Origin of the sequence: Duganella radicis (assembly GCF_009720825.1) — a bacterium.
Classification (GTDB): Bacteria; Pseudomonadota; Gammaproteobacteria; order Burkholderiales; family Burkholderiaceae_D; genus Rugamonas; species Rugamonas radicis.
Map to the genome: position 1 here is coordinate 160388 of NZ_WNKY01000006.1, position 21956 is coordinate 182343.

General features: G+C 63.9%; 17 protein-coding genes. 13 read left to right on the forward strand and 4 right to left on the reverse strand.

The window, feature by feature from the left end:
• Position 1 precedes the first annotated feature (1 nt).
• The 3 genes from GM676_RS08705 to GM676_RS08715 are packed head-to-tail and all read left to right on the forward strand — an operon-like array spanning position 2 to position 7553.
• The gene (locus GM676_RS08705; RefSeq protein ID WP_155463128.1) at positions 2-3763 is read left to right on the forward strand and encodes a multiheme c-type cytochrome; all 3762 of its coding nucleotides are present in this window, start codon (positions 2-4) and stop codon (positions 3761-3763) included.
• The gene (locus GM676_RS08710) at positions 3760-5121 is read left to right on the forward strand and encodes a multiheme c-type cytochrome (protein ID WP_155463129.1); all 1362 of its coding nucleotides are present in this window, start codon (positions 3760-3762) and stop codon (positions 5119-5121) included. The genes GM676_RS08705 and GM676_RS08710 overlap by 4 nt, the downstream gene beginning before the upstream one ends.
• A gap of 2 nt (positions 5122-5123) precedes the next feature.
• The gene (locus GM676_RS08715) at positions 5124-7553 is read left to right on the forward strand and encodes a cyclic nucleotide-binding domain-containing protein (RefSeq protein ID WP_155463130.1); all 2430 of its coding nucleotides are present in this window, start codon (positions 5124-5126) and stop codon (positions 7551-7553) included.
• On the opposite strand, the gene GM676_RS08720 is transcribed toward GM676_RS08715, so the two are convergent.
• Positions 7537-9429: an alpha/beta hydrolase family protein gene (locus tag GM676_RS08720; protein WP_155463131.1), complete on the reverse strand. Its 1893-nt coding sequence runs from the start codon at positions 9427-9429 to the stop codon at positions 7537-7539. The two genes, GM676_RS08715 and GM676_RS08720, sit on opposite strands and share 17 nt — an antisense overlap.
• Before the next feature lie 116 nt (positions 9430-9545).
• Between GM676_RS08720 and GM676_RS08725 the strand changes: the two genes are divergently transcribed.
• From GM676_RS08725 to GM676_RS08760, 8 genes are read left to right on the forward strand one after another with little or no spacing between them, the layout of a single operon-like run.
• Positions 9546-9995, forward strand: coding sequence for a MarR family winged helix-turn-helix transcriptional regulator (locus tag GM676_RS08725; RefSeq protein WP_155463132.1), 450 nt, complete (start codon positions 9546-9548; stop codon positions 9993-9995).
• Complete coding sequence (locus GM676_RS08730; protein WP_155463133.1) at positions 9992-12115, forward strand: FUSC family protein; 2124 nt, start codon at positions 9992-9994, stop codon at positions 12113-12115. Before GM676_RS08725 ends, GM676_RS08730 begins: the two co-directional genes overlap by 4 nt.
• Positions 12112-12318, forward strand: a complete 207-nt coding sequence (locus GM676_RS08735; protein ID WP_371866160.1) for a DUF1656 domain-containing protein — start codon at positions 12112-12114, stop codon at positions 12316-12318. Before GM676_RS08730 ends, GM676_RS08735 begins: the two co-directional genes overlap by 4 nt.
• Before the next feature lie 2 nt (positions 12319-12320).
• The gene (locus tag GM676_RS08740; protein ID WP_155463134.1) at positions 12321-13199 is read left to right on the forward strand and encodes an efflux RND transporter periplasmic adaptor subunit; all 879 of its coding nucleotides are present in this window, start codon (positions 12321-12323) and stop codon (positions 13197-13199) included.
• Positions 13200-13212: 13 nt separating this feature from the next.
• Positions 13213-14637 carry an efflux transporter outer membrane subunit gene (locus GM676_RS08745; protein WP_155463135.1) on the forward strand — a complete coding sequence of 475 codons (1425 nt, stop codon included), beginning with the start codon at positions 13213-13215 and terminating at the stop codon, positions 14635-14637.
• A 42-nt stretch (positions 14638-14679) separates the two neighbouring features.
• Positions 14680-15216 carry a DUF2058 domain-containing protein gene (locus GM676_RS08750; protein WP_155463136.1) on the forward strand — a complete coding sequence of 179 codons (537 nt, stop codon included), beginning with the start codon at positions 14680-14682 and terminating at the stop codon, positions 15214-15216.
• 35 nt (positions 15217-15251) lie between these two features.
• Positions 15252-16481 carry a sensor domain-containing diguanylate cyclase gene (locus GM676_RS08755; RefSeq protein ID WP_155463137.1) on the forward strand — a complete coding sequence of 410 codons (1230 nt, stop codon included), beginning with the start codon at positions 15252-15254 and terminating at the stop codon, positions 16479-16481.
• Positions 16468-17292 (forward strand): AraC family transcriptional regulator, encoded by an 825-nt coding sequence (locus GM676_RS08760; protein WP_155463138.1) that lies wholly within the window; start codon positions 16468-16470, stop codon positions 17290-17292. Before GM676_RS08755 ends, GM676_RS08760 begins: the two co-directional genes overlap by 14 nt.
• Here GM676_RS08760 and GM676_RS08765 read toward each other — a convergent pair.
• Positions 17249-17872: a LysE family translocator gene (locus GM676_RS08765; protein WP_155463139.1), complete on the reverse strand. Its 624-nt coding sequence runs from the start codon at positions 17870-17872 to the stop codon at positions 17249-17251. The genes GM676_RS08760 and GM676_RS08765 overlap by 44 nt on opposite strands.
• Positions 17873-18050: 178 nt before the next feature.
• Here GM676_RS08765 and GM676_RS08770 point away from each other — a divergent pair, with 178 nt between their 5' ends.
• On the forward strand, positions 18051-18653 hold the full coding sequence (locus GM676_RS08770; RefSeq protein WP_155463140.1) for a BPSL0067 family protein: 603 nt from the start codon (positions 18051-18053) through the stop codon (positions 18651-18653).
• Between the two features lies 1 nt (position 18654).
• Here the strand turns inward: GM676_RS08770 and GM676_RS08775 are convergent, their stop codons facing one another.
• The gene (locus GM676_RS08775) at positions 18655-19425 is read right to left on the reverse strand and encodes a ParA family protein (protein ID WP_155463141.1); all 771 of its coding nucleotides are present in this window, start codon (positions 19423-19425) and stop codon (positions 18655-18657) included.
• Between the two features lie 459 nt (positions 19426-19884).
• Between GM676_RS08775 and GM676_RS08780 the strand changes: the two genes are divergently transcribed.
• Positions 19885-21135: a glycosyl hydrolase family 28-related protein gene (locus tag GM676_RS08780; protein WP_155463142.1), complete on the forward strand. Its 1251-nt coding sequence runs from the start codon at positions 19885-19887 to the stop codon at positions 21133-21135.
• A gap of 137 nt (positions 21136-21272) precedes the next feature.
• Here GM676_RS08780 and GM676_RS08785 read toward each other — a convergent pair whose 3' ends face one another.
• Positions 21273-21953, reverse strand: coding sequence for a GNAT family N-acetyltransferase (locus tag GM676_RS08785; RefSeq protein ID WP_155463143.1), 681 nt, complete (start codon positions 21951-21953; stop codon positions 21273-21275).
• Positions 21954-21956 lie beyond the last annotated feature (3 nt).

Genomic DNA, 21956 nt, shown 5'->3' on the forward strand with positions numbered 1-21956 from the left:
CATGAAGGCGTTCAAACACATCCTCGCACTGGTGCTGCTGCTGATGGCCGCGGCCACCGTCACGCTGGTGAGCGCCAACTCGTCGGCGGTGCTGGCGGTGCGCGAGTACATCATGGCGCCCGCCGCACCGGCCGCGCAAAGCGAAAAACAAGCCGACGCCAAATCGTCCGGATGCCTGAGCTGCCACACCGTCACCGACCGCCACACCATGCATGCCAATCCGGGCGTGGTGCTGGGCTGCACCGACTGCCACGGCGGCAATGCCTCCGTCATCGGCGAAGGAAAGCCGGACAGCCCGGCCTACCGTTCGGCGCTGGACGCCGCGCACATTCTGCCGCGCGATGAGAAGTACTGGAAGTACCCATCGTCCGCCAATCCGCAAGGCTCTTACGCCAAGCTGAATAAGGAACACCCGGCCTACATCCGCTTCATCAATCCGGGCGATCTGCGCGTGGCGCGCGATGCGTGCGGCGCCTGCCACCTGCCGATCATCCAGGCGCAGGAACGCAGCCTGATGGCGACATCGGCCATGCTGTGGGGCGGTGCCAGCTACAACAACGGCATCCTGCCTTACAAGCGCTACATCCTCGGCGAGTCCTACACGCCGGAAGGCGCGGCGGCGGCCATCGTCAATCCGCTGCGCGTGGATAAGCAGCTGTTCGTGGAGAAGGGTATCCTCGATCGCCTGTACCCGCTGCCGGCTTGGGAGACCATCGCTCCGGCTGACGTGTTCCGCGTGTTTGAGCGCGGCGGCCGCGTGATCAGCAGCGCCTTCCCGGAAATCGGTTTGCCGAACAGCTCCGGCACCCTGCAAAAGCTGGATGAACCGGGGCGGCCGGATATCCACCAGTCGAATCGCGGTCCCGGCACCGGCGGCCGCATCGCTGTCCCGGCCATCAACATCACCAAGACACGCCTGAACGACCCGCACCTGTGGTTCCTCGGCACGAACGAACAGCCGGGCGACTATCGCTCTTCCGGCTGCACCGCCTGCCATACCATCTACGCCAACGACCGCGATCCGCTGCACTCCGGTCCTTACGCGTCGGCTGGCAACAGCGGCATGACTAAAACCGTGGACCCGACTATTCCAAAGAACCAGTCCGGCCATCCGATCAAGCACGAGTTCACGCGCGCGATTCCATCGTCGCAATGCATGACCTGCCATATGCACCAGCCGAACATCTTCGTGAACTCGTTCTACGGCTACACCATGTGGGACTACGAATCGGATGCGCCGGCCATGTGGCCGAAGAAGCAGAAGTATCCGACCGATGCCGAAATCCGCGCCATCCAGGCACGCAATCCGGAAGAAGCGGCGACGCGCGGCAACTGGAGCGATCCGGAATTCCTGAAGAATGTCTCCAGCCTGAATCCGACCCTGAAGGATACGCAGTTCGCCGACTACCACGGCCACGGCTGGAATTTCCGCGCCATCTACAAGCGTGACCGCAAGGGCGCGCTGCTGGATGCCAAGGGCAATATCATCGACGATAACGACCCGGATAAATTCAAGAAGACGGTGCACCTTGCCTCCATCCATATGGAGAAGGGTATGCAGTGCGTGGACTGCCACTTCTCGCAGGATGCGCACAGCAATGGCCACATTTATGGCGAGGTGGCGGCGGCGATTGAAGTCGATTGCGTGGATTGCCACGGCAGCGCCACCAAGTATCCGACCCTGCGCACCAGCGGCCCTGCGGCCAAGCCAGGCGGCATGGACATGTCGCTGCTGAAAACCCAGGACGGCCGCCAGCGCTTCGAATGGCGCGAAGGCCGCTTGTACCAGCGCGCCGCCACCGATCCGAATAAAGAGTGGGAAGTCAGTCTGGTGAAGGATTCGGTCAACCCGGCCAACCCGCACTACAATGAGAAAGCCGCGCGCGCCAAGTTGATGAGCGCCGGGCCGGAAGGCCAGCAGGGCAAGTGGGGGCCGGGCGTGGCCAAGCTGGCACACGACAACGACAAGATGAGCTGCCATAGCTGCCATCTGTCGTGGACCACCAGCTGCGCCGGCTGCCATTTGCCGATTCAGGCCAACTGGAAGACGGAGCGCTTGCACTACGAGGGTGGCGAGACGCGTAACTACGCTTCGTATAACCCGCAGGTGGCGCGCGACGATATGTTCCAGCTGGGCGTGGCCGGTCCGGTGAAGGGTTCTAAGATCACGCCGGTGCGTTCCAGCTCGGCGCTGGTGCTGTCGTCGGTGAACTCGAACCGCGAGAAGATCTACATCCAGCAGCCGCCGATTGCTGCCAGCGGTTTCTCGTCGCAGGCGTTCGCGCCGCACTATCCGCACACCGAACGCAAGGAAGAGACCAAGACCTGCACTGATTGCCACGTCTCGAAGAACAACGACAACAACGCCATCATGGCGCAGTTGCTGCTGCAAGGGACCAACTTCGTCAACTTCGTCGGTTATAACGCGTGGGTCGGCGAGGCCGGCCACGTGGAAGCCACCACCGTCACCGAGTGGGACGAGCCGCAGGCGGTGAAGGGCAGCTATCTGCAACGCTACGCTTACCCGGACTGGTACGAGCAGCACAAGGCGCGCCAGATGGAGCTGACCGAAACGCATTCGCATCCAACCGAGGGCGCGGCCAACTGCCTGCAACTGCGCGGCGAGTACCTGTTCACGGCGGAAGGCAAGGGCGGCCTGCGCGTGTACGACGTGGCCAGCATCGCCAACAAGGGCGTATCGCAGCGCATCGTCACCGCGCCGTATTCGCCACTGGGCCAGAACACGCAAGTGCCATCGAAGAACGCCACCTGCATGGCGCTGCCGACCAACCAGCCGATCGCGCCGACCCGCAATCAGGGCGACTTGATGCGCGTGACCAATCAGGAGCAGGCTTTCCATCCGATTTATCACTACGCCGCGATCAGCGATTCGCAAGAGGGCCTGATTCTGGTGAACGTGGACACGCTGGCCGATGGCGAGGCGCGCAACAACTTCCTCAAGCGCGCGCTGACGTGGAATCCGAATGGCCTGCTGAACGGCGCGCAGCACATTGTGCTGGGTGGGCATATCGCCTACATCGCCGCCGATGCCGGCATGGTGATCCTTGATCTGGACGATCCGCTCAAGCCGCGCCACCTCGCCACCATTGCGCTGGACGGCGCGCGCGCCTCGGCGCTGCAATTCCGCTATCTGTTCGTGACCGACAAGAGCGGCCTGCGGGTGATCGACGTGACGCTGCCGGCCAAGCCGGTGCTGCTGCCGGGCCGCGTGGCATTGGACGATGCGCGCAAAGTGTATGTGGCGCGTACCTACGCTTACGTGGCGGCGGGCAAGCAGGGCCTGGCCATCATCGACGTGGAGAAACCGGCGCAGCCCAAGGTTTATCAACTGTTTAATGCCGACGGCAAGTTGAACGACGCGCGTGACGTGATCGTCGGCTCAACCAACGCTTCGCTGTTTGGCTACGTGGCGGATGGCGCCAATGGCCTGAAAGTGCTGCAACTGACCGCGCCCGACACGCAGCCGCGCTTCTACGGCTTCTCGCCGGAGCCGAAGCCACAGCTGATCGCCTGGAGCCGCACCCGCACGCCGGCGCTGGCGCTGTCGAAAGGCCTGGACCGCGACCGCGCGGTCGACGAGACGGGCGGCCAGATCGCGGTGTTCGGCCGCATCGGCTCGCGCCCCTTCAATGCCGCGGAAATGGCTAAACTGTATTTAAAACCTGATTCGCAAGTCTGGACTGTGAGCGATCAGGGCGTGCCGGGAGACTACGTGCCGCGCGCGCAGAAAGGAAAGAAATGAAACGGATACTGTCCGCTTGCCTGATGCTGGCCTGCGGGTTGGTGCTGGCCGCCAGTTCGAGCACGTCGCCGGTGCTGCCCAACGCTTCGCCGCACCAGTCGGTGGGCACGGTCAATTGCGCCAGCAGCACCTGCCACGGTGCGGTGGCGCCTTGGACCGGCTCCAACGTACAGCAGAACGAGTACACCACCTGGTCGCGCCTCGACAAACATGCCAAGGCTTATGCCGTGCTGCTGAACGCGCAGTCGCGCTCCATCGCCGCCAAGCTGGGACTCAAGAATGGTGCGGAGAACGCGCCGGAATGCCTGGACTGCCATGCGCACAATCCGCCGCCAGCGCAGCGCGGCGAGCGCCACATGCTGTCCGACGGCGTCGGCTGCGAAGCCTGCCACGGCCCGGCCGACAAGTGGATACGTTCGCACACCGCGCCCGGCGCCACGCACGCGGACAATGTCGCCAAGGGGATGTACCCGACCGAGAAGCCGGTGGAGCAGGCGAAATTGTGCCTGTCCTGCCACGTCGGCGACAACAGCCGCTTCGTCTCGCACCGCATCATGGGCGCGGGCCATCCGCGCCTGAGCTTTGAGCTGGACACCTTCGCCCAGCTGGCGCCAGCTCACTACAAGATCGACGACGACTGGCACAAGCGCAAGGGCGACTACGACAGCGTGCGTCTGTGGGCCATCGGTCAGGCGCTGGCTTCCAGGAACCAGCTGGATGCGCTGGCCGATCCGAAGCGCGGGCGCGATGGCCTGTTCCCGGAACTGGCGCTGTTTGATTGCCACGCCTGCCATCACCCGATGAGCGAAAGGAAGTGGACGCCGCGCCTCGGCGTGGGGCCGGGCCGCATGCGCCTCAACGACAGCAACCTGCTGATGTTGCGGGCGATCGTGCGCGCCACCGATCCAGCCGGCGCGAATGCCTTCAGCGCGCAAGTGGCGCAGCTGCACCAGGCGGTGGCGGGCAACACTGCCAGCGGCACGGCCGGCCGCAGCGCCGATCCGCTGGCGCTGGCCTCCGCGCTGTCGGCCACCATCCAGCGCTATATCGACAAGCTGGAACAGCAGCGCTTTACGCCGTTGATGCAGCGCGCTGTGCTGCTTGGCCTGATCGATGAAGCCAGACGCCAGCAGTTCTCCGACTACGCCGGCGCCGAGCAGGCTTACATGGCCATTTCCAGCCTGTCGTCATCGCTGGCGAAGCAGGGCGCGCTGGGTGGCGCCGCCGGCGTGGCCGAGATGAACCGCAAGCTGGCCGCGCTGCGCGTGTCGCTGGCCAATGAGGATGCGTTCAAGCCGGACGTCTTTGCGAGCGGCCTGCAAGGCCTGTCGCGCACCATTTCTTTGCAGGCGAATTAATCATGGACGCTACTGAACTGTACGAGATCGTTATCGTCGGCTCCGGGCCGGCCGGCCTGTCGGCCGCTGCCCGCGCCAGGGCGCTGGGCGTGCGACATGTGCTGCTGGAAGCGCAGCCACATTTGTCCGACACCATCTATCAGTACCAGAAGGGCAAGCACGTGATGGCCGAACCGGGCATCCTGCCGCTGCGCAGCGACCTGAGTTTCAGCGCCGGCAAGCGCGAGGCGCTGCTCTCGACATGGAACGAGGAGATGGACGGGCAGGGCGTCAACGTGGTACATGGCCAGCGCGTCACCGCCATCGTGCGCGACGCCGGTACCGGCGTGTTCACCCTGACCAGCCAGGGCAACGGTGGCGCCACCAGTACCTGGAAATCGAAGACCGTGATTCTGGCCATTGGCCTGCAAGGCAATATCCGCAAGCTGGGCGTGCCGGGCGAGGATCTGCCGCAGGTGCAGTACACCCTGTCCGACCCGGACGAATTCTCCGGCGAGACCATCGTGGTGGTGGGCGCCGGCGATGCCGGTATCGAGAACGCGCTGGCGCTGGCCGAGAAGAACACGGTCTACATCCTGAATCGCCAGGAGGAATTCGCCACCTGTAAAGAGGGCAACCGCGTGCTGATCATGGCGGCGGAAAAGAGCGGCAAGATCAAGGTGCGCTACAGCGCCACCACCAAATACATCGAGCCGGCCGACGATACGCCGCTGCTGTTTGTCTTCAACGGCAAGCATGGCGAAGAATCGGTGCACGCACATCGTGTGATCGCGCGCCTGGGGGCGACGCCGCCGCGCAAGCTGATTGAAAGCTTTGGCGTGGAATTCCCGAATGCGAATCCGGCGTCCACGCCGGCGCTGTCGGACGCCTATGAGTCCAACGTGCCGGGACTGTACATTGTCGGCGCGCTGGGTGGCTACCCGTTGATCAAGCAGGCCATGAACCAGGGCTACGAGGTGGTGCAGACCATCGTCGGCAAACCGGTGCAGCCGGCCGACGAGGCGCTGCTGCGCGAGAAGCTGGTGCCATGGCGGCCGGGTATGCAGGTGTCGAAGGTAACCGAGGAAATCAAGGCCGGCGTACCGCTGTTCAGCCATGTGACGACCTTGCAGCTGCGCGAGTTCATGCTCGAATCGACCCTGCTGACGCCGCGGAAGGGCGACATCATCTTCCGCAAGTTCGACTACACCAACACCTTTTATTCGATTTTGGAAGGCACGGTGGAGATTGAACTGAGCGGCAATGACGGCAAGGTACGCCAGATCAAGCTCGATAAGGGCCAGTACTTCGGCGAGATGGGCCTGATCTCGGGCCGCCGCCGTACCGCCACCGTCCGCGCCGGCGCCGACTGCGTGCTGATGGAGACGCCGCGCCGCACCATGCTCAAGCTGATCGCTTCGGTGGACGATGTGCGCAAGCGCATGGACATGGTCTTCGTGCGCAACGCGATCTACAACTATCTCGGGAATATGCTGTCGCGTACCGCCATCGATGCGCTGGTGGCCGGCGGTGTCACGGTCAAGCGCTTCGAAGCCAGGCAGCACTTGTTCAAGGAAGGCGATCCGGCCGACGGCATGTATCTGATCCGGCGTGGCTCGGTGACGGTGTCGCGCAAGGATGAAGTGCGTGGCGGCGAGCGTATTCTGTCGTATGTCGCCGCCGGTAACTATGTCGGCGAGATGGCGCTGCTGCGCGACGCGCCGCGCAGTGCCACGGTGACGGCCACGGTCCTGACCGAGGCGCTGGTGCTGGACGCCGAAACCGTGCGTGATCAGCTGATCGCCAATCCAAGCTGGCGCAAGTCGGTCGAGGATCAGGTGATCTCGCGCACCGAGCAAAACGTGCTGCTGGAGCACGCCAAGAGCCGCGACGGCGAACTGATGCAGTTCCTGCTGGGGCAGGGCGTGGGCGAAGCTTCGGACGTCCTGCTGATCAACGAGACCATGTGCATCCAGTGTAATAACTGCGAGACCGCCTGCGCCGAGACGCACAACGGCACCTCGCGCCTGAAACGGGCGTTGGGGCCGACCTTCGCCAACATCCACCTGCCGACCGCCTGCCGTCACTGCGAGAATCCGCACTGCATGAAAGACTGTCCGCCGGATGCGATTGGCCGTTCGCTGCAAGGGGAAGTGTTCATCAGCGACGCCTGCATTGGCTGCGGCAACTGCGAGCGCAATTGTCCGTATGGCGTGATCCAGATGGCGGTGGACAAGCCGCCCAAGCGCGGCGGCGGCCTTTCGTGGCTGCTGTTCGGCCTTGGCGCCTCGCCCGGCGAACGTCAGGCCGACTACGACCCGGCGGTGCAGAAGAAGGCCGTCAAATGCGATTTGTGCAAAGACCTGAAAGGCGGCCCGTCCTGCGTGCGCGCCTGCCCAACCGGCGCCGCCATCCGCATCTCACCGGAGAAGTTCTTCAAGAACCAGGTGTAGCTGCGCCGATATGCTTGCCGAGGAAGGCCTCGATCTTCAGCCACAGGTCGATGCGGTTCCTGGCCGTCTTGCGGTCTTCCACCGTGGGCTCATAGGACAGCCATTCGGCGCCGGCATTGCCCGCGTGGATGGCGTCATACAGCTTGCGGCCCTGCGCGTAGGGGACGGTCTCGTCGTCCTTGCCGTAGGCCAGCAGCACCGGCCGGGTGATGCGCGCGGCGTTCCCCATCAGCGAAGCGGCCCGCTGGTCCGGCATATCTTTCGCAGGATCGCCCATGAGCTTTATCTGTGTCTCAAGATCGACCACGCCGGACCAACTGATGCCGCATTGGTAGGTCTCCGGATGGTTCACCAGCCCCATCATGGCGGTATAGCCGCCATACTCGGTGCCGATGATGCATACGCGCGCAGGATCGGTATAACCTTCCTGTACCGCCCATTTCACCGCGTCGGCGACATCGTCGTGTATCACACGGCCCCATTGCTGGTGGCCTGCCTTGGCATGCCGCTCGCCGTAGCCGCTCACGCCGCGCGGCTCTGGTTGCAGCACCACGTAGCCGCGCGAGGCCAGGAACTGCACTTCGGCATTCCATTGCCACAAGCCGTTGCGCTGAAATAGCTTGGGTCCCGCCAATACCACGGTTGGCAGTTTTTTCTTCTCAGGCAGACCGGGCACGGTGACGAACAAGGGAACCTGCGCTCCATCGCGCGCCGTGTAGCGCACCATGGACATGCGCGACATCTGCGCCGGATCGAGATCGCCTCGTGCCTCTCCCAGCAGGATGCGGTTTTTGGTTTCGGTGTTGTAGAGCAGGTAGGCGTGGTCCTGCACGTCGGAGTGGGTATCGATCAGCACATAGGGCGTTTCGCTGCGGGTGCTGCGCGAAACGGTATTTGCCATGCCGGGGAATAGCTGATCGACTTCCTTCTGGACGGCCTGCATTTGCGGGTCGAACCACACGGTGTTTTCAGCATCGGTAGTAAAGCGGAAGCCGCGCATGCTGGTGGCGCTGACGTCGAAGTGGCCGGTGACGTCGAAGCCGGGAGCGGAAATGATCTGCTCGGGCGGGCCTATTGCCTGGCCTACCTCGTAGCGGTAGATCGCCGCTTCGTCCTTGCCATTGAAGGCGCGCGCGTACATGGTGCCGTCCACGTACAACAGCGGCTCGTAGCCGGCGTAGGGCTTGTCCTCAAAACTGTCGATCTGGCGCCAGCCGCTGTCATCGCGCAGGAACACCACGATCCGATTGTCGCGCTTTGTCGATGCCAGGCGTGTTTGGTCGTCCGGCCCTTGTAGCCAGAGGAAAGTGCCGTTGGGCGCCCGCACGTCGGAGCGCACCCCGGTTCGTGTGCTGAGCCGCTTCAGTGCACTGCCATCGGACGTGACTTCGATGGCGAGCATTTCTTCTTTCTTCGGATTGAAGAATCCATGCAGAGTCATCTCGCTCTGATAACGGTTGTCCGAGTTTCCGCTTTCCGCGAACGAACGGCGGCGCACCAGCGTCTCGGACAGCGGCACGCTTTCCTTGCCATCGATATCGATGGCATACACGCCGGGCTTGCCGGCGTCGCCGTCGAAATCGACATTCGTCACAGTGAAGACAAGCCGCTTGTCGCTAACCCAGAAAAACTTCTCCACATCGGCATTGCGGAACTTGGCAATGGGTTTGGAAGTGCGCGTTTCCGGATCGACGATGGACAGCATGCTGCGTCCAGTTGGCGATAGCTTGCGGATTGCTATCAGGCGGCCGTTGGGCGACAACTCGGCGCCGGTGATGGCGGGCTTCTGGAAAAACTGCTCGGCGGGAACGGGCGCCGCAAAGGCGGCGGACGCGAAACCGAGGAGCAAAGGAATACGCAGGGCGGCGAGCTTCATGGTTTTCAAGTCGATGCATAAAAAATAACGATAACGCAAATACGGGGCGCTGCCCAGCAAAGATTTTCGTTTGATGCTAATATTTAGTATCCTAAGTATATTTAAACGAGTCCGCGATGAGCAGTTACGACAAAACCCTGATGACCCTGGTGAATACGTTGATCCACGCGGGGCGCGCCTACAAGGGCGCGGCCGACGCGTTGACGGCGGATTTCGAGCTGTCGCACGCCAGCGCGTGGCCGGTGCTGATGATTTCGCGCCTGGGCGATGGCGTGCGTCCGGGTGTGGTGGCGGATGCCGTCGGCATCGAACCACCGTCGCTGGTCCGCATCATCGATCAACTGGTGGCGGCGGAACTGGTGCTGCGCAAGGATGATCCGAGCGACCGCCGTGCCAAGACGCTGTCCCTGACCGCAGAGGGCAAGCGCGTGGCCGAGCGGCTGGAAAAGGCGCTGGCGCCATTTCGCCGCGAGTTGTTCAAGGATATTCCGCAAGCCGACGTGGAAGCGACGGTGCGCGTTCTGCTCAGGCTTGACCAGGTGCTGGCCGAGCGCAATGCATCATGAACGCGCCCAAGCTGAGCGAGGTGCTGTTCTCGCTTAAATGCTTCCTGGCCTCCATGCTGGCGCTGTACGTATCGCTGGCGGCCGGCCTGCCGCGTCCTTTCTGGGCCATGATGACGGCGTATATCGTCGCCAGCCCTTTCTCCGGCGCGGTGCGCTCCAAGGCGCTGTTTCGCGTGTGCGGCACGCTGATCGGCAGCATCGCCACCATCTTCATGGTGCCGCGCATGGCCAACGCGCCGGAGCTGCTGTCGCTGGCGCTGGCCTGCTGGGTGGGCATGTGCCTGTACGTGTCGCTGCTGGACCGCACGCCGCGCTCCTACATCTTTATGCTGGCCGGGTACACGGCGGGCCTGATCGGATTTCCGGCGGTGACCGATCCCGCCTCCATCTTCGATACCGGCCTGGCGCGCGTGGAAGAAATCACCATCGGCATTCTGTCCGCCACGGTGGTGCACTCGCTGGTGTTCCCGCAGGGCGTGGGGCCGGCGCTGCTGGGCCGCCTGGACCGCGCCATCGCCGATGCGCAGCGTTGGATGACGGATGCGCTCAAACCGTCGGCCGACAAGGCGCAGGCGCTGCATACCCGCCTGGCGCTGGCCGGCGAGATCAGCGAAATGCGCGTGATGTCGACCCATCTGCCGTTCGATACTTCGCAATTGCGCTGGACCGCCGGCATGGTGCACGGCCTGCACGATCGTCTGACCGCCATGGTGCCGCTGTTGCTGGCGGTGGAAGATCGCCTGAATACCTTGCGCGAGGTTGATCCTGGCAGCCTGCAACCATGGAATGCGCTGCTGGACGATACCGCCGCATGGATACAGGCCGGCCGCAATGCCGATCCGGACCGCGCCGCGCAACTGCGCGCCCGACTGGCGCGGTTGAAACCTGTGTTGGCGGCCAATGCCAGCTGGAGCGAGATCCTGCGCCTCAATCTGGCCCAGCGTCTTGACGCGCTGATCGAGGCTTGCGAAGACGGCCTGGAATTGCGCGGCAACGTCAGCGTGGTGATGGATGGTGGCGCTCCCGCCGAAGCGCCATCCCATACACGGCCGCTGACGCCGTCCGTGCTGCATCGCGATCACGGCATGGCACTGCGCTCGGCATTGGCGGCAACCTTGACCATTCTGCTTTGCTGCACCTTCTGGATCTTTACCGCATGGCCGTCCGGCGCTGCGGCGCCGATGATGGCGGGGGTGGCCTGCTGCTTCTTCGCCACACAGGATAATCCGGTGCCGATGATCCGCATGTTCGTTAAATGGACCGTGATCTCGATGCCGGTGGCGGCGTTCTACATTCTGTTTGTGCTGCCGGCGGTGCACAGCTACGAAATGCTGGTGCTGGTGATGGCACCGGTATTCCTGATCGGTGGCGTGTTCATGCCGCGCCCCGCCACGGCGGGCAGCTCGCTGGCGTTTTTGATCGGCGTGGCTGGCACTTTGTCCTTGCAGGATACCGGCACGCTGGACATCCCAGGCTTCCTGAACAGCATGGTGGCGCAGTTGTTCGGTTTTATCGCCGCCGCCGCGATCACCAGCCTGATACGCACCGTGGGCGGTGACTGGATGGCGCGCCGCATGCTGCGCACCGCACGCCGCGAAGTGGCCCAGATGGCGCTGTCGGCGCAGACCGCATTTCCTGCACCCGCATCGGCAGTACCGCGCGCGTCATCGGCGTCGCCGTTGACGGCATCGGCCTCGCTGCTGACGATTTCCGCCCGCATGGTCGACCGTATCGGCCTGCTGATGCCACGTCTCGCCATCGCCCATCCGACGCCGGAAGCGCGCGCCACGGCGGTGGATGGCTTGCGCGAGCTGCGCGTCGGCCTGCACGTGGCACAGCTATGCGGTTTGCAGCAACCACTGGAACAAGCCGGCGTGGCGTTGCGTCCTTTGCTGCAAAACCTCGGCGCGCATTTCGGCAACGGCGGCCATGAACACGGCCAGGCGCCCGCCAGCTTGTTGGAGAAGCTGGACAACACACTGCGCGCGGTTTGCGCGGCGGGGGCCGCGACCACGGCCGGCATCGGTGAAGCGCGCCCGCAGGCCGCCGCCGCACTGGCCAGCATGCGTCGCGACCTGTTCCCGCGCGCCGCCGCCTATCAACCGGAGATCGCATCGTGACTGCTGAACTGAGTCTGTACGGCCTATACGTCCCCACCTTGTTGCTGCTGTCTATCCTCGCGCTGATCTGCACGCGCGTGCTGGGACGGCTGCTGATGCGCGTCGGCTTCTACCGCCTGGTATGGCATCCCGCGCTATTCGAATTTGCGCTGTTCTTCATTTTGCTGGGCAGCTTCTCTACATTGATCACGAATCGGGGCTAATCATGAACCTCAAAACATCCTTGCTGGCCACGGGCCGGTTTATCGTCACCATGTCGGCCGTGGCTGTCGCCGGTGTGCTGGCATGGCGCCTGTGGCAGCACTACGAGGTGGAACCATGGACCCGCGATGGCCGCGTCAAGGCGGACGTGGTGCAGGTGGCGCCGGACGTTACCGGCCAGGTCACCGCCGTGCTGGTGCACGACAATCAGCAGGTGAAGGCAGGCCAGGTGCTGTTTGAAGTCGACCGTGCGCGCTTCGAGCTGGCGCTGCGCCAGGCCGAAGCCGCGGTGCAGGCGCAGCGCGCCACGCTGGAGCAGGCGCAGAAGGAATCGCGCCGCAATACAGACCTGCGCGACCTGGTGTCGGCCGAAACGCGCGAGCAGGGCTCGTCGCGCGTCGACCAACTTCGTGCCGCGCTGGCGCAAGCCGTGGTGGCGCGCGATGTGGCCAGGCTGAATCTGGACCGTACCCGCATTGTCTCGCCGGTGAACGGCACCATTTCGAATCTGGACCTGCGTACCGGCTCCTACGTCAGCGCCGGTCATGCCGTGATGGCGTTGATCGACAGCGACTCCTACTACGTCGAAGGCTATTTCGAAGAAACCAAGCTGCCGGCGATTCAGGTCGGCGATGCCGTCGTCGTGCTGCCGATGGGTGAATCGCTGCGCCTCAAGGGCCATGTGGAAAGCCTGTCCGGTGGCGTAGCGGATCGTGACCGCAGCACGTCGACCAATCTGCTCTCCAGCGTGAACCCGACCTTCAACTGGGTACGACTGGCCCAGCGCATCCCGGTGCGCGTCAAGCTGGACGCCTTGCCTGCGGGCGCGCGCCTGGTCGCCGGCCAGACTGTGACGGTGGATGTGCAAGCCAAGCGCTCTTGATGCGGAGGATGCCATGGACTCACTGAATAAACTCGCCGCGCTGCTGCTTTTGGCCTCATTGGCAGCATGCGGCACCGTCGGCCCCAATTACACGGTGCCGGCGCAGGCCGTGATCAAGCGCCCCGAAGCATCGGCCGCCTTCCTCGGCTTGGAGGAAGCGGCCTACAAGCCGGAGCCGCTGCCCGCGCACTGGTGGCGCCTGTACGATGATCCGGTGCTGGATAAACTGATCGAGCAGGCGCTGGCCGCCAACACCGATCTGCGCGTCGCGTCAGCCAATCTCGCCCGTACGCGCGCCGTGCTGCAAGAGGCGGAAGAGGGCAGCAAGCCGGTGGTCAGCGTCAGCGCCGCGCCGGGCGTGGGCCGTTCTTCCGGCGTGGTCAAAGGATCGCCGGCGGCGCTGCCGGATAAATGGACTTACGACGCTGGCGTCAGCGTGTCCTATCAGGCCGATATGTTCGGCAAGATCGCGCGCGCGGTGGAGGCGGCCAACGCCGACACGCAGGCCGCGCAAGCCGGCGTGGACGTGGTGCGCGTGACCGTGGCCGCCGACACCGCGCGCGCCTATGCCGACGCCTGCGCCGCCGTGCGCCAGATCGCCGTCGCCCAGCAATCCATCGACTTGCAGCAAAAGTTCGTTGAGCTGACCGACCAGCGCATGCGCGCCGGCCGTGGCACCGCCATCGACGGCGCCCGGGCCCGCAGCCAACTGGCGCAATTGCAAGCAGCCTTGCCGCCGCTGGAAGCGCAGCATCGAACGGCGCACTACCGTCTTGCCGCGCTCACCGGCAAAACGCCGCAAGAGATGAATATGCACCTGCTCCAGTGCCAGGCCGCGCCTCGCCTGACCACACGGATTCCGGTCGGCGATGGCGCCGCTCTGCTGCGCCGCCGCCCGGACATCCGCCAGGCCGAGCGCACGCTGGCCGGCGCCACCGCGCGCATCGGCGTGGCGACGGCCGACCTGTACCCGAGCATCAGCCTGGGCGCCTCGGTGGGCAGTACCGGTCTGCTGGACCACTTCGGCGCCGCCAACGCCTTCCGTTGGAGCCTTGGCCCGCTCATCTCGTGGACGCTGCCGGACACCGGCTCGGCCCATAGCCGCATCGCCCAAGCGGAAGCCGGCACCGGCGGCGCGCTGGCGCGTTTCGACGGCACGGTGCTCAACGCGCTGAAAGAAGTGGAAAGCACGATGACCGTCTACGCCCGTGAACTGGACCGCAACGCCATGCTGAAAGCGGCGCGCGATCAGAGCGCGCTGGCGTCCGAGCAATCGCACCGCCTGTACCAGTATGGCCGCATCGACTTCCTGTCGGTACTGGACGCGGACCGCACGCTGGCCGCCTCCGACGCAGCGTGGGCCGCCTCCGACGCCGCGCTGGCGTCCGACCAGATTGCGTTGTTCCTGGCGCTGGGCGGCGGCTGGGAACAGAAGTAACAGTGGTATGCTATCGCCTTCGTTTGATAAGGAGTAAGCGTCATGGGACTGGCGGATCAGTTATTAAAAGCCGGCTTGGTCGACAAGAATAAAGTCAAGGTCGCCCATCAGAACAAGAGCAAGCAGCAGAAGGACGACCGCCGCGCCGGCGTGGAGACCGTGGACGCGGTCAAGCTGGCGGCGCAGGAGCAGCAGCGCCTGAACGCCGAGAAGGCGCGCCAGGCCAACGCCGAGCGCGACGCCGCGGCGCAGCAAAAAGCCATCGCCGCGCAGATCACGCAGATGGTGCAAAAGAATAAGCAGGACAAGGGCAAGAATGGCGACATCGCCTACAACTTCACCTTCGGTACCAAGATCGAACGCATGTACGTGACGGCGGCGGTGCGCGAGCACATCGTGGCTGGCCGTCTGGTGATCGTGGGCGAAGGCGGCGGCTACGAGCTGGTGCCGCGCGTGATCGCCGACAAGATTGCCGAACGCAATCCGGACATTGTGGTGCGCGTCAAACAGGCCAGCACCGAAGTCGACGAGGACGATCCCTACGCCGACTTCAAGATTCCCGACGATCTGATGTGGTAATCGCTCAACGGGCCGGGTTTGCGGTATGCTAGGGCATGGAGAAAACCCTGCATGAGCTGGCCGGCCTGTTGCTGGACGTCGTTTTCCTCGTCAGGGAAGACGGCCGCATCGCATTCGTGAACCATGCCTGCACCAAGGTCCTCGGCTATGCGCCGGATGAGATGATCGGCCGCACCATCCAGGACTTCATCCACCCGGACGATTTGCCGCGCACCCGCACCGAAATGGCCGAGGTGGCGGGCGGCCGCGCCGGCTACGGTTTCGAGAATCGCTACCTGCGTAAGGATGGTAGCGCCATTCATTTCCAATGGACCGCCTTCTGGTCGCCCAAGGACCAGCTGCGGGTGGGCGTGGCGCGCGATGTCAGCGAACGCAAGCGTAGTGAAGCGCGCCAGGCCGCGCTGCTGGCGCTGTCCACCGCCGCCCACCGGGCCGACGCCCTGAACAGCATGTTCAGCGCCTTCGACGCCACCCTGCGCGCGCTGCTGCCGGTGCGCCGCATGGCGGCCGTGCTGGAGCCGGATCAGCGCCTGACCTATCTGTCGGACGGCGCCGGCTGGGCCGAAACCGACGGCTGGCATGTGGTGCCGATGTCCACCCCGGGCGCGGCCTTCGGCCAGTTGCGGCTGGACCTGGCCGAGGCCGCCATCTTGCAGCCGGCCGAGCAGGAACTCTTGCAGTTTGCCGCCAGCCAGGCGGCCGCCGCGATCGAGCGCTTTGCCTTGCAGGCCGATCTGGCGCACGCGGCCCGCTATGACGAGCTGACCGGCTTGCCGAACCGGCGCCTGTTCCAGGACCGCATGCGGCTGGCGCTGGCGCGCAGCCGCCGCGAGCACGCGGGCGGCGCCGTGCTGTTCATCGATCTGGACGACTTCAAGTGCGTCAACGACCAGCATGGCCATGCGGCCGGCGACCAGTTGCTGCGGGCGGTGGCGCAGCGCATCCAATCCTGCGTGCGCGAGGCCGATACCGTGGCCCGCCTGGGCGGCGATGAGTTCGTGGTGCTGCTGGAAGAGGTGGCCGATGCGGCGCAGGTGCGGAGAGTGGCCGACAAGATCTGCAAGGCGCTGGCCGAGCCGGTGGCGCTGGGCGCGGCCGAACTGCCGGCCTCGGCCAGCATCGGCGTGGCCATGTATCCGCAGCAGGGCGAGGCGGTGGATGACCTGATGCGTCACGCCGATCAGGCCATGTACGCCAGCAAGGCCCGGCGCAAGGCCGGGTGCAGGCAGGAATTGCGCTATCCTGTAGTCAATGCCGACACTTGATCCTCACACCCGACCGCGCTTCTGGCGCGACGCCAGCCTGCCCTTCATCGAAGCGCGGGAGATCGGTGACGGGCGCAAGGTTTGTTACGCCCGGCACACGCATGAAACCTTTTCCATCGGCGTGATCCGCAGCGGCCGCACCGACTATGTCAACCGGGCCGCGCGCCAGCAGGTGGGCGCCGGCACGGTGGTGCTGATGAATCCGGGCGATGTCCATGGCTGCAATCCGGTAGGCGATGAGCCGTGGAGGTATCGGATGGTGTATGTCGATCGCGCATGGCTGGCGGGGCAGCAGCACGCCATGGGTTTCAGCGCCAACCAGGACTTCCGCCCGTTTGCGCCGGCCATGAGCATGGCGCCGGCGTTGTACCAGGGCTTCAACCGGTTTTACGAGGCGGTGACCGATGGCGCGGCCGATCCGCTGTTGCGCCAGTGCGCGGCGGTGAGCTTCTTCGAGCAGGTGCAACAGAGCCTGGACCCGTTGGCGGTGGTCGAGCATGAGGCGAACCACAAGCTGGCGCGGGCCGCCGACTACATCGCCGACAATTGCACCCTGGCCGTGACGCTGGACGACATCTGCGCGGCGTCGGACTTGTCGGCCTCCTACCTGATCCGGGCGTTCAGGAAGCGTTATGGCATGACGCCGCACGTCTACCTGCTGAACCGCCGCATCCAGCTGGCGCGTGGCTTGCTGAGGAAGGGCGGCGCGATCGCCGATGTTGCCTTGCAGACCGGGTTTGCCGACCAGGCGCATTTCCAGCGCATCTTCAAACAGTTTGCGGCGGCGACACCGGGCCAGTATCGCCGCTGAGCAGCAGGTATAGCGCGCTGGCCGCCAGCAGCAGCGCCATGGCGCGATTGAAGCGGCGCATGCCGGCCGCATCGTTCAACCGGCGGCGCAGGAAGGTGCCGGCCCAGGCCCAGCAAGCGATCGACACATAGCAGACGACGAAGTACAGCGCGGTGAACTGCCACACCAGCGCCGCCTCGCCATTGGCGGCGAAGGCGCTCATGCCGGCCACCGCCGCCACCCAGGCCTTGGGATTCAGCCACTGCATGGCGGCGCCGGCCAGCAGCGACGGCCGCCTGGCGCTGCCGTCGAGATCGAGCGCGCCGTCGTCGCGGGCCAGCTTCCATGCCATCCATAACAGGAAGGCCACGCCGGCCAGCTGGGTGGCCTGCATCAAGGCCGGTGCCCGGGCCAGCAACTGATGCAAGCCCACGCCGGTCAGCCACAGCAGCAGTGTGAAGCCGACCGTGGCGCCGGTCACATGACGCATGCTGGCCCGGAATCCATGCTGGGCCCCGCTGCTGAGGGCGACGATATTGACAGGACCGGGCGAAATCGACGAAGCCAGCGCGAACGCGGCCATGGACAACAGAATGTTCATACCAGGGTCTCCGATAAAAATACCGGAACCGACAATACGCGGCCCAAGGCGCGGCGTATTGAAGGAAATGACCCTAGTCGTGGCGGGAAGTCGCATTATGCTTAGCAATTGACTTCAGGCAATGCGGTGCAATGCTACTCCGGTAGTATGAAGATTCCATGTTTATACGGAGTACAGCATGCCATACGTAGCCGCAGGAAATTTCACCGAGCCGACCGGGGTTTTGGGAAATGGCCAGTGTGTAGCACTGGTGAGCGCATTGACTGGCGCGCCGAGTTCAAGCATCTGGCGCGAAGGGGAGAGCATGGCCGATCTGCTTGAGCGCAATGCTACTCTCGTGCCCGGTACTGCGATCGCCACCTTTTTCAAAGGCCGCTATCCAAACTGGAACCATGGTAATCATGCCGCGCTGGCGACGCCGTTGTCGTGGGCCGCGAAGATGAACTGCCCGCAAGTTGCGCCTGAGGGCTGGGGCGAGGGACAAAAGCAGCTGGAGTCAGTGCGTGTCTTGTCCTACCCGGTGCAGACGGTGCTTGCCGCTGACCGCGAGTATTACGCTGCGCCGCCGTGGACCGAAGCTGAAAGGCGCGGCTATATTTATCAGACTTGGCCGATCAATCGTGACCGTGCGGCCTTCAAATATGAAGTCGACTGCGTCTATGCGGGCACCGACCGCTACCTCAGTCTGGAGATCGCCAACGCGAAACAATGCGTTGCGCGCTGGCGAGCGCGGCCAGACCACGGCGTTGCGCCGAACAGCTTGCGCTTCTCGTGCAATTAAACTACGCGGCTTGCAGCTCGCTGTACAGCGCCAGATATTCCTGGCTCAGCTTGTGGCTGCGGTCGAGATGGACCATCGGCAGGTTGCGCTCGTGCGATTCGCGGATGCGGATGGAGCTCGACAGCTTGTTGTCGAACACCGGCAAGCCTTCTTCCTTGAGCTGTTCGACCATGCGCTGCGGCAGCAGGGCGCGCGGCTGGAACTGGTTGACCACGATGCCTTCGATTTGCAGCTCGGCGTTGTGGTCGGCCTTGATCTCCTTGATGTTGTTGATCAGGGAGTACAGGGCCTGGCGCGAGAAATCGTCGCAGTCGAAGGGAATCAGGCAGCTGTCGGCCGCGATCAGGGCGGACTGGCTGAAAAAGTTATAGGCGGGCGGTGTGTCGACAAAGATTTCGTCATATTCCTTGCTCAGCTCCCGCAGCAGGTCGCGCAGCTTGTAGATCTTGTTGCGCGACTCCAGCTTCGATTGCAGGTCGCCCAGCTCCGGGTGGGCCACGATGATGGACAGGTTTTCAAACGGCGTCGGATGGACGTAATGGCCGGGCGCCTGGGCAAACATGCTGAAACTGAGCACCTGCTCAAAATACGCGCCCAGCGTCGGCACTGCCTCATGCGCGGTCGCACCCAGCACATAACGGCTGGAATTGCACTGCGGGTCGATGTCGATCAAAAGAGTGCGCTTGCCCTGGCTTGCAGCGATGGCTGCCAGGTTCACCGCAATCGTCGATTTCCCCACGCCGCCTTTTTGATTGAAAATCACCCGTTTCATAGCTCGCCCATGTAGTGATGAAAATGCAACCATTTTAGAGCAAACACGGCGGTTTCTGTTAATTGACGCGGGGTTCCTGGACCGATGCCGCTGTCAATCGTAGCTCAGGATGACCAGCGATACCGCTTGCCGGGTGCGTCGCCTTATCCCCGTGCGGCTACGTTCTTTTCGTTAATCTAGTTTCATGTGTAATGGGGCCCCGATCGTCATTGATGGCCTCTGGGGGCTGGCCTTCGGTAACGGCGTCAACAATCAGCCGGCGAATACCCTGTTCTACACGGCGGGCCCAGGCTTTGGGGCGCACGGCGCATACGGTCGTATCGACATTAAGTGACCCGACCATACGGAGTGGAGCGGGTCTGAGCGGCGCCGGCGGCAATTTGCGGCGTGGTGAGAATTGGTGATATTTTTATCAATGTTTCCATTTAAGATAATGACTCATCTTACTTGGAGAACGTAATGAAAAAATATCTGAAGTTGGTTGTTGCGGGCGCTCTGGCGTTGGCCTTTGCCGCCGCCGGTGCACAGACTCAGCATTATGGGAACGCGGTCAACGCTACAGCCTATGGCGTGAAGTGTGACAACAGCACTGATGATACCGCCGCGATCAACAATATGTTGGTCACTGCCGCAGGACTGAAAATCAATTTCCCGTCCGGCATCTGCCGCTACGCGGGTGGCGGCGTGCTCCAGGATGGCACTGTGCTGGAAGGCGCCGGCCGTCATGCCACCACTATCCGAGCCCAAGGCGCCGATGCGCGCCTGTTCAATGCCTTCGGCCTCGGCTCCGGTATCCGTAACATGAAATTTGATGCGGCTGTCACCCAGACCGGCGGCAGTTACGTGGTATTGCAGGGCCAGGAGTCGTTCATCGAAGACTTTTACATGACTGGCGACTACAATGGCATCCTGATGATAGGCAGCGTCTCGCGCATCCGCCATGGACGCTTTCAGGACGGTGCCTCCGGCGCGATACGGATCCGCGCCGAGGGCGGCGACAACAGTCAATTGATCGATGACGTGCTGATGGGGGCTCAGCAGCCACAGGTCGCGGCCGCCGGCATCCGGGTGCGCAATTCGGCGGCACTGATCATCAGCAATACTTCGGTGATCCAGCAAGGCATCGGTCTTCTTGTCGATCCTTATACCGACACGGCCAGTTCCGCCACCGATGCCGGCAATGTGTTCAGCCTGTGGGTGCATCACTGCTTCTTCGATAATTCCGGCACCAACGGCATCCGCATCGCGCCCACCGGGTTTGGCAGCGTGCAGCGCTCGCGTTTCGACAACGTCTGGGCTGGTTCGTCCGGGCAGGATGGCGTGCTGATCAACAATGCCGGCAGCGGCAGTGTCGAAGGCATCCACTTCGTCTCGCCGCATTTGGTGCTGAATGGCGGATCGGGCATTACCACTGGTGGTACGGTAAAGGACCTGTCGATTGTCGGCGGCGAGCTGGCCGGCAACGCTTTTGGCGCTTATTTCAATCCAGGCGCAAACGGTGTGCGCATCAGCGACGCCTTGATCGGCCAAGGCGGCGGCATGGGCGGGAATAAGAACGTCGGCGTGGTGATCAGCAGCGGCGTCGATTATGTGATCCTGTCGGGCAACGACGTGCGCGGCAACCTGGGCGGTGCCATCGTTAACAACGCGGTGAATTCGAACCAGCTGTTCAGGACGAATTTCGGCATCAGTGCGGTTGGCGCGCAATAATCTGTTCTGATAGCGGGCAGGCGTGGGGCTTGCCAGATCAGCCCGCTCCAATTGATTGAAATGGGCCTTGCTCCGGTTAATCAGGTCATTGCGGCACCGATATTGATCTTTTCTTGGAGAGTATTTCACCCTCTCATTTATTCGGCGACGACCACGCGCACGGTGGATTCGAGGTAGTCGGTGAAGCCCATGGCGAGGTAGAGCTGGTGGGCGGGATTGTGGTGCATGACGTGCAGGAGGGAGCGTTCGCCGCGCCGGGCGTGCTGGCGCAGCAGTTTGCCGATCAGCTTGCGCGCCAGGCCACGGCCCTGGTAGTCGGGATGCACGCAGACGCCGCTGATTTCGCACCAGCCCGGCGCGCGCAGGCGTTCGCCGGCCATGGCCATCAGGCGGTCGCCGTCGAAGTAGCCGTAGTAGTCGCCCAGCTCGATGGTGCGGATGCCGAAGGGGCCGGGCTTGCATAGCTCGGCCAGCGCCACCGCTTGCGCGGCATGCGCCGCCTGCAAGGGCACGGCGTCCGGTGCCGGGTCGTCCTGTGGCGCGGCGCCCTGGTACACCATGCGGAACATGCTGCTTTCCGCTTCGATGCGCCAGCCGGGCGGCGCGGCGCCGGTCCAGCCTTCGCAGTAGAAGTGCTCGCCTCTGGCGCACCATGGCGCCAGCGCCGCGAAGTCCGGCCGCGCCGGGTCGGCAAAGGCGATGATGGGCGAGAAGCCCTGGGTGTAGCGCCGTATCCGCCCGGTGCCGTCGGACCAGTGGCGGTGGGCGCCATTCAGCGCCTGCCAGAAGATCTGGTCCAGCAGCGGATCGCGCTCCATGCC

Bases quoted from the DNA above. Each gene is read 5' to 3' on its own strand.
- GM676_RS08705 (WP_155463128.1), top strand. From the start codon at position 2: ATGAAGGCGTTCAAACACATCCTCGCACTGGTGCTGCTGCTGATGGCC.
- GM676_RS08710 (WP_155463129.1), top strand. From the start codon at position 3,760: ATGAAACGGATACTGTCCGCTTGCCTGATGCTGGCCTGCGGGTTGGTG.
- GM676_RS08715 (WP_155463130.1), top strand. From the start codon at position 5,124: ATGGACGCTACTGAACTGTACGAGATCGTTATCGTCGGCTCCGGGCCG.
- GM676_RS08720 (WP_155463131.1), bottom strand. From the start codon at position 9,429: ATGAAGCTCGCCGCCCTGCGTATTCCTTTGCTCCTCGGTTTCGCGTCC.
- GM676_RS08725 (WP_155463132.1), top strand. From the start codon at position 9,546: ATGAGCAGTTACGACAAAACCCTGATGACCCTGGTGAATACGTTGATC.
- GM676_RS08730 (WP_155463133.1), top strand. From the start codon at position 9,992: ATGAACGCGCCCAAGCTGAGCGAGGTGCTGTTCTCGCTTAAATGCTTC.
- GM676_RS08740 (WP_155463134.1), top strand. From the start codon at position 12,321: ATGAACCTCAAAACATCCTTGCTGGCCACGGGCCGGTTTATCGTCACC.
- GM676_RS08745 (WP_155463135.1), top strand. From the start codon at position 13,213: ATGGACTCACTGAATAAACTCGCCGCGCTGCTGCTTTTGGCCTCATTG.
- GM676_RS08750 (WP_155463136.1), top strand. From the start codon at position 14,680: ATGGGACTGGCGGATCAGTTATTAAAAGCCGGCTTGGTCGACAAGAAT.
- GM676_RS08755 (WP_155463137.1), top strand. From the start codon at position 15,252: ATGGAGAAAACCCTGCATGAGCTGGCCGGCCTGTTGCTGGACGTCGTT.
- GM676_RS08760 (WP_155463138.1), top strand. From the start codon at position 16,468: ATGCCGACACTTGATCCTCACACCCGACCGCGCTTCTGGCGCGACGCC.
- GM676_RS08765 (WP_155463139.1), bottom strand. From the start codon at position 17,872: ATGAACATTCTGTTGTCCATGGCCGCGTTCGCGCTGGCTTCGTCGATT.
- GM676_RS08770 (WP_155463140.1), top strand. From the start codon at position 18,051: ATGCCATACGTAGCCGCAGGAAATTTCACCGAGCCGACCGGGGTTTTG.
- GM676_RS08775 (WP_155463141.1), bottom strand. From the start codon at position 19,425: ATGAAACGGGTGATTTTCAATCAAAAAGGCGGCGTGGGGAAATCGACG.
- GM676_RS08780 (WP_155463142.1), top strand. From the start codon at position 19,885: ATGAAAAAATATCTGAAGTTGGTTGTTGCGGGCGCTCTGGCGTTGGCC.
- GM676_RS08785 (WP_155463143.1), bottom strand. From the start codon at position 21,953: ATGGAGCGCGATCCGCTGCTGGACCAGATCTTCTGGCAGGCGCTGAAT.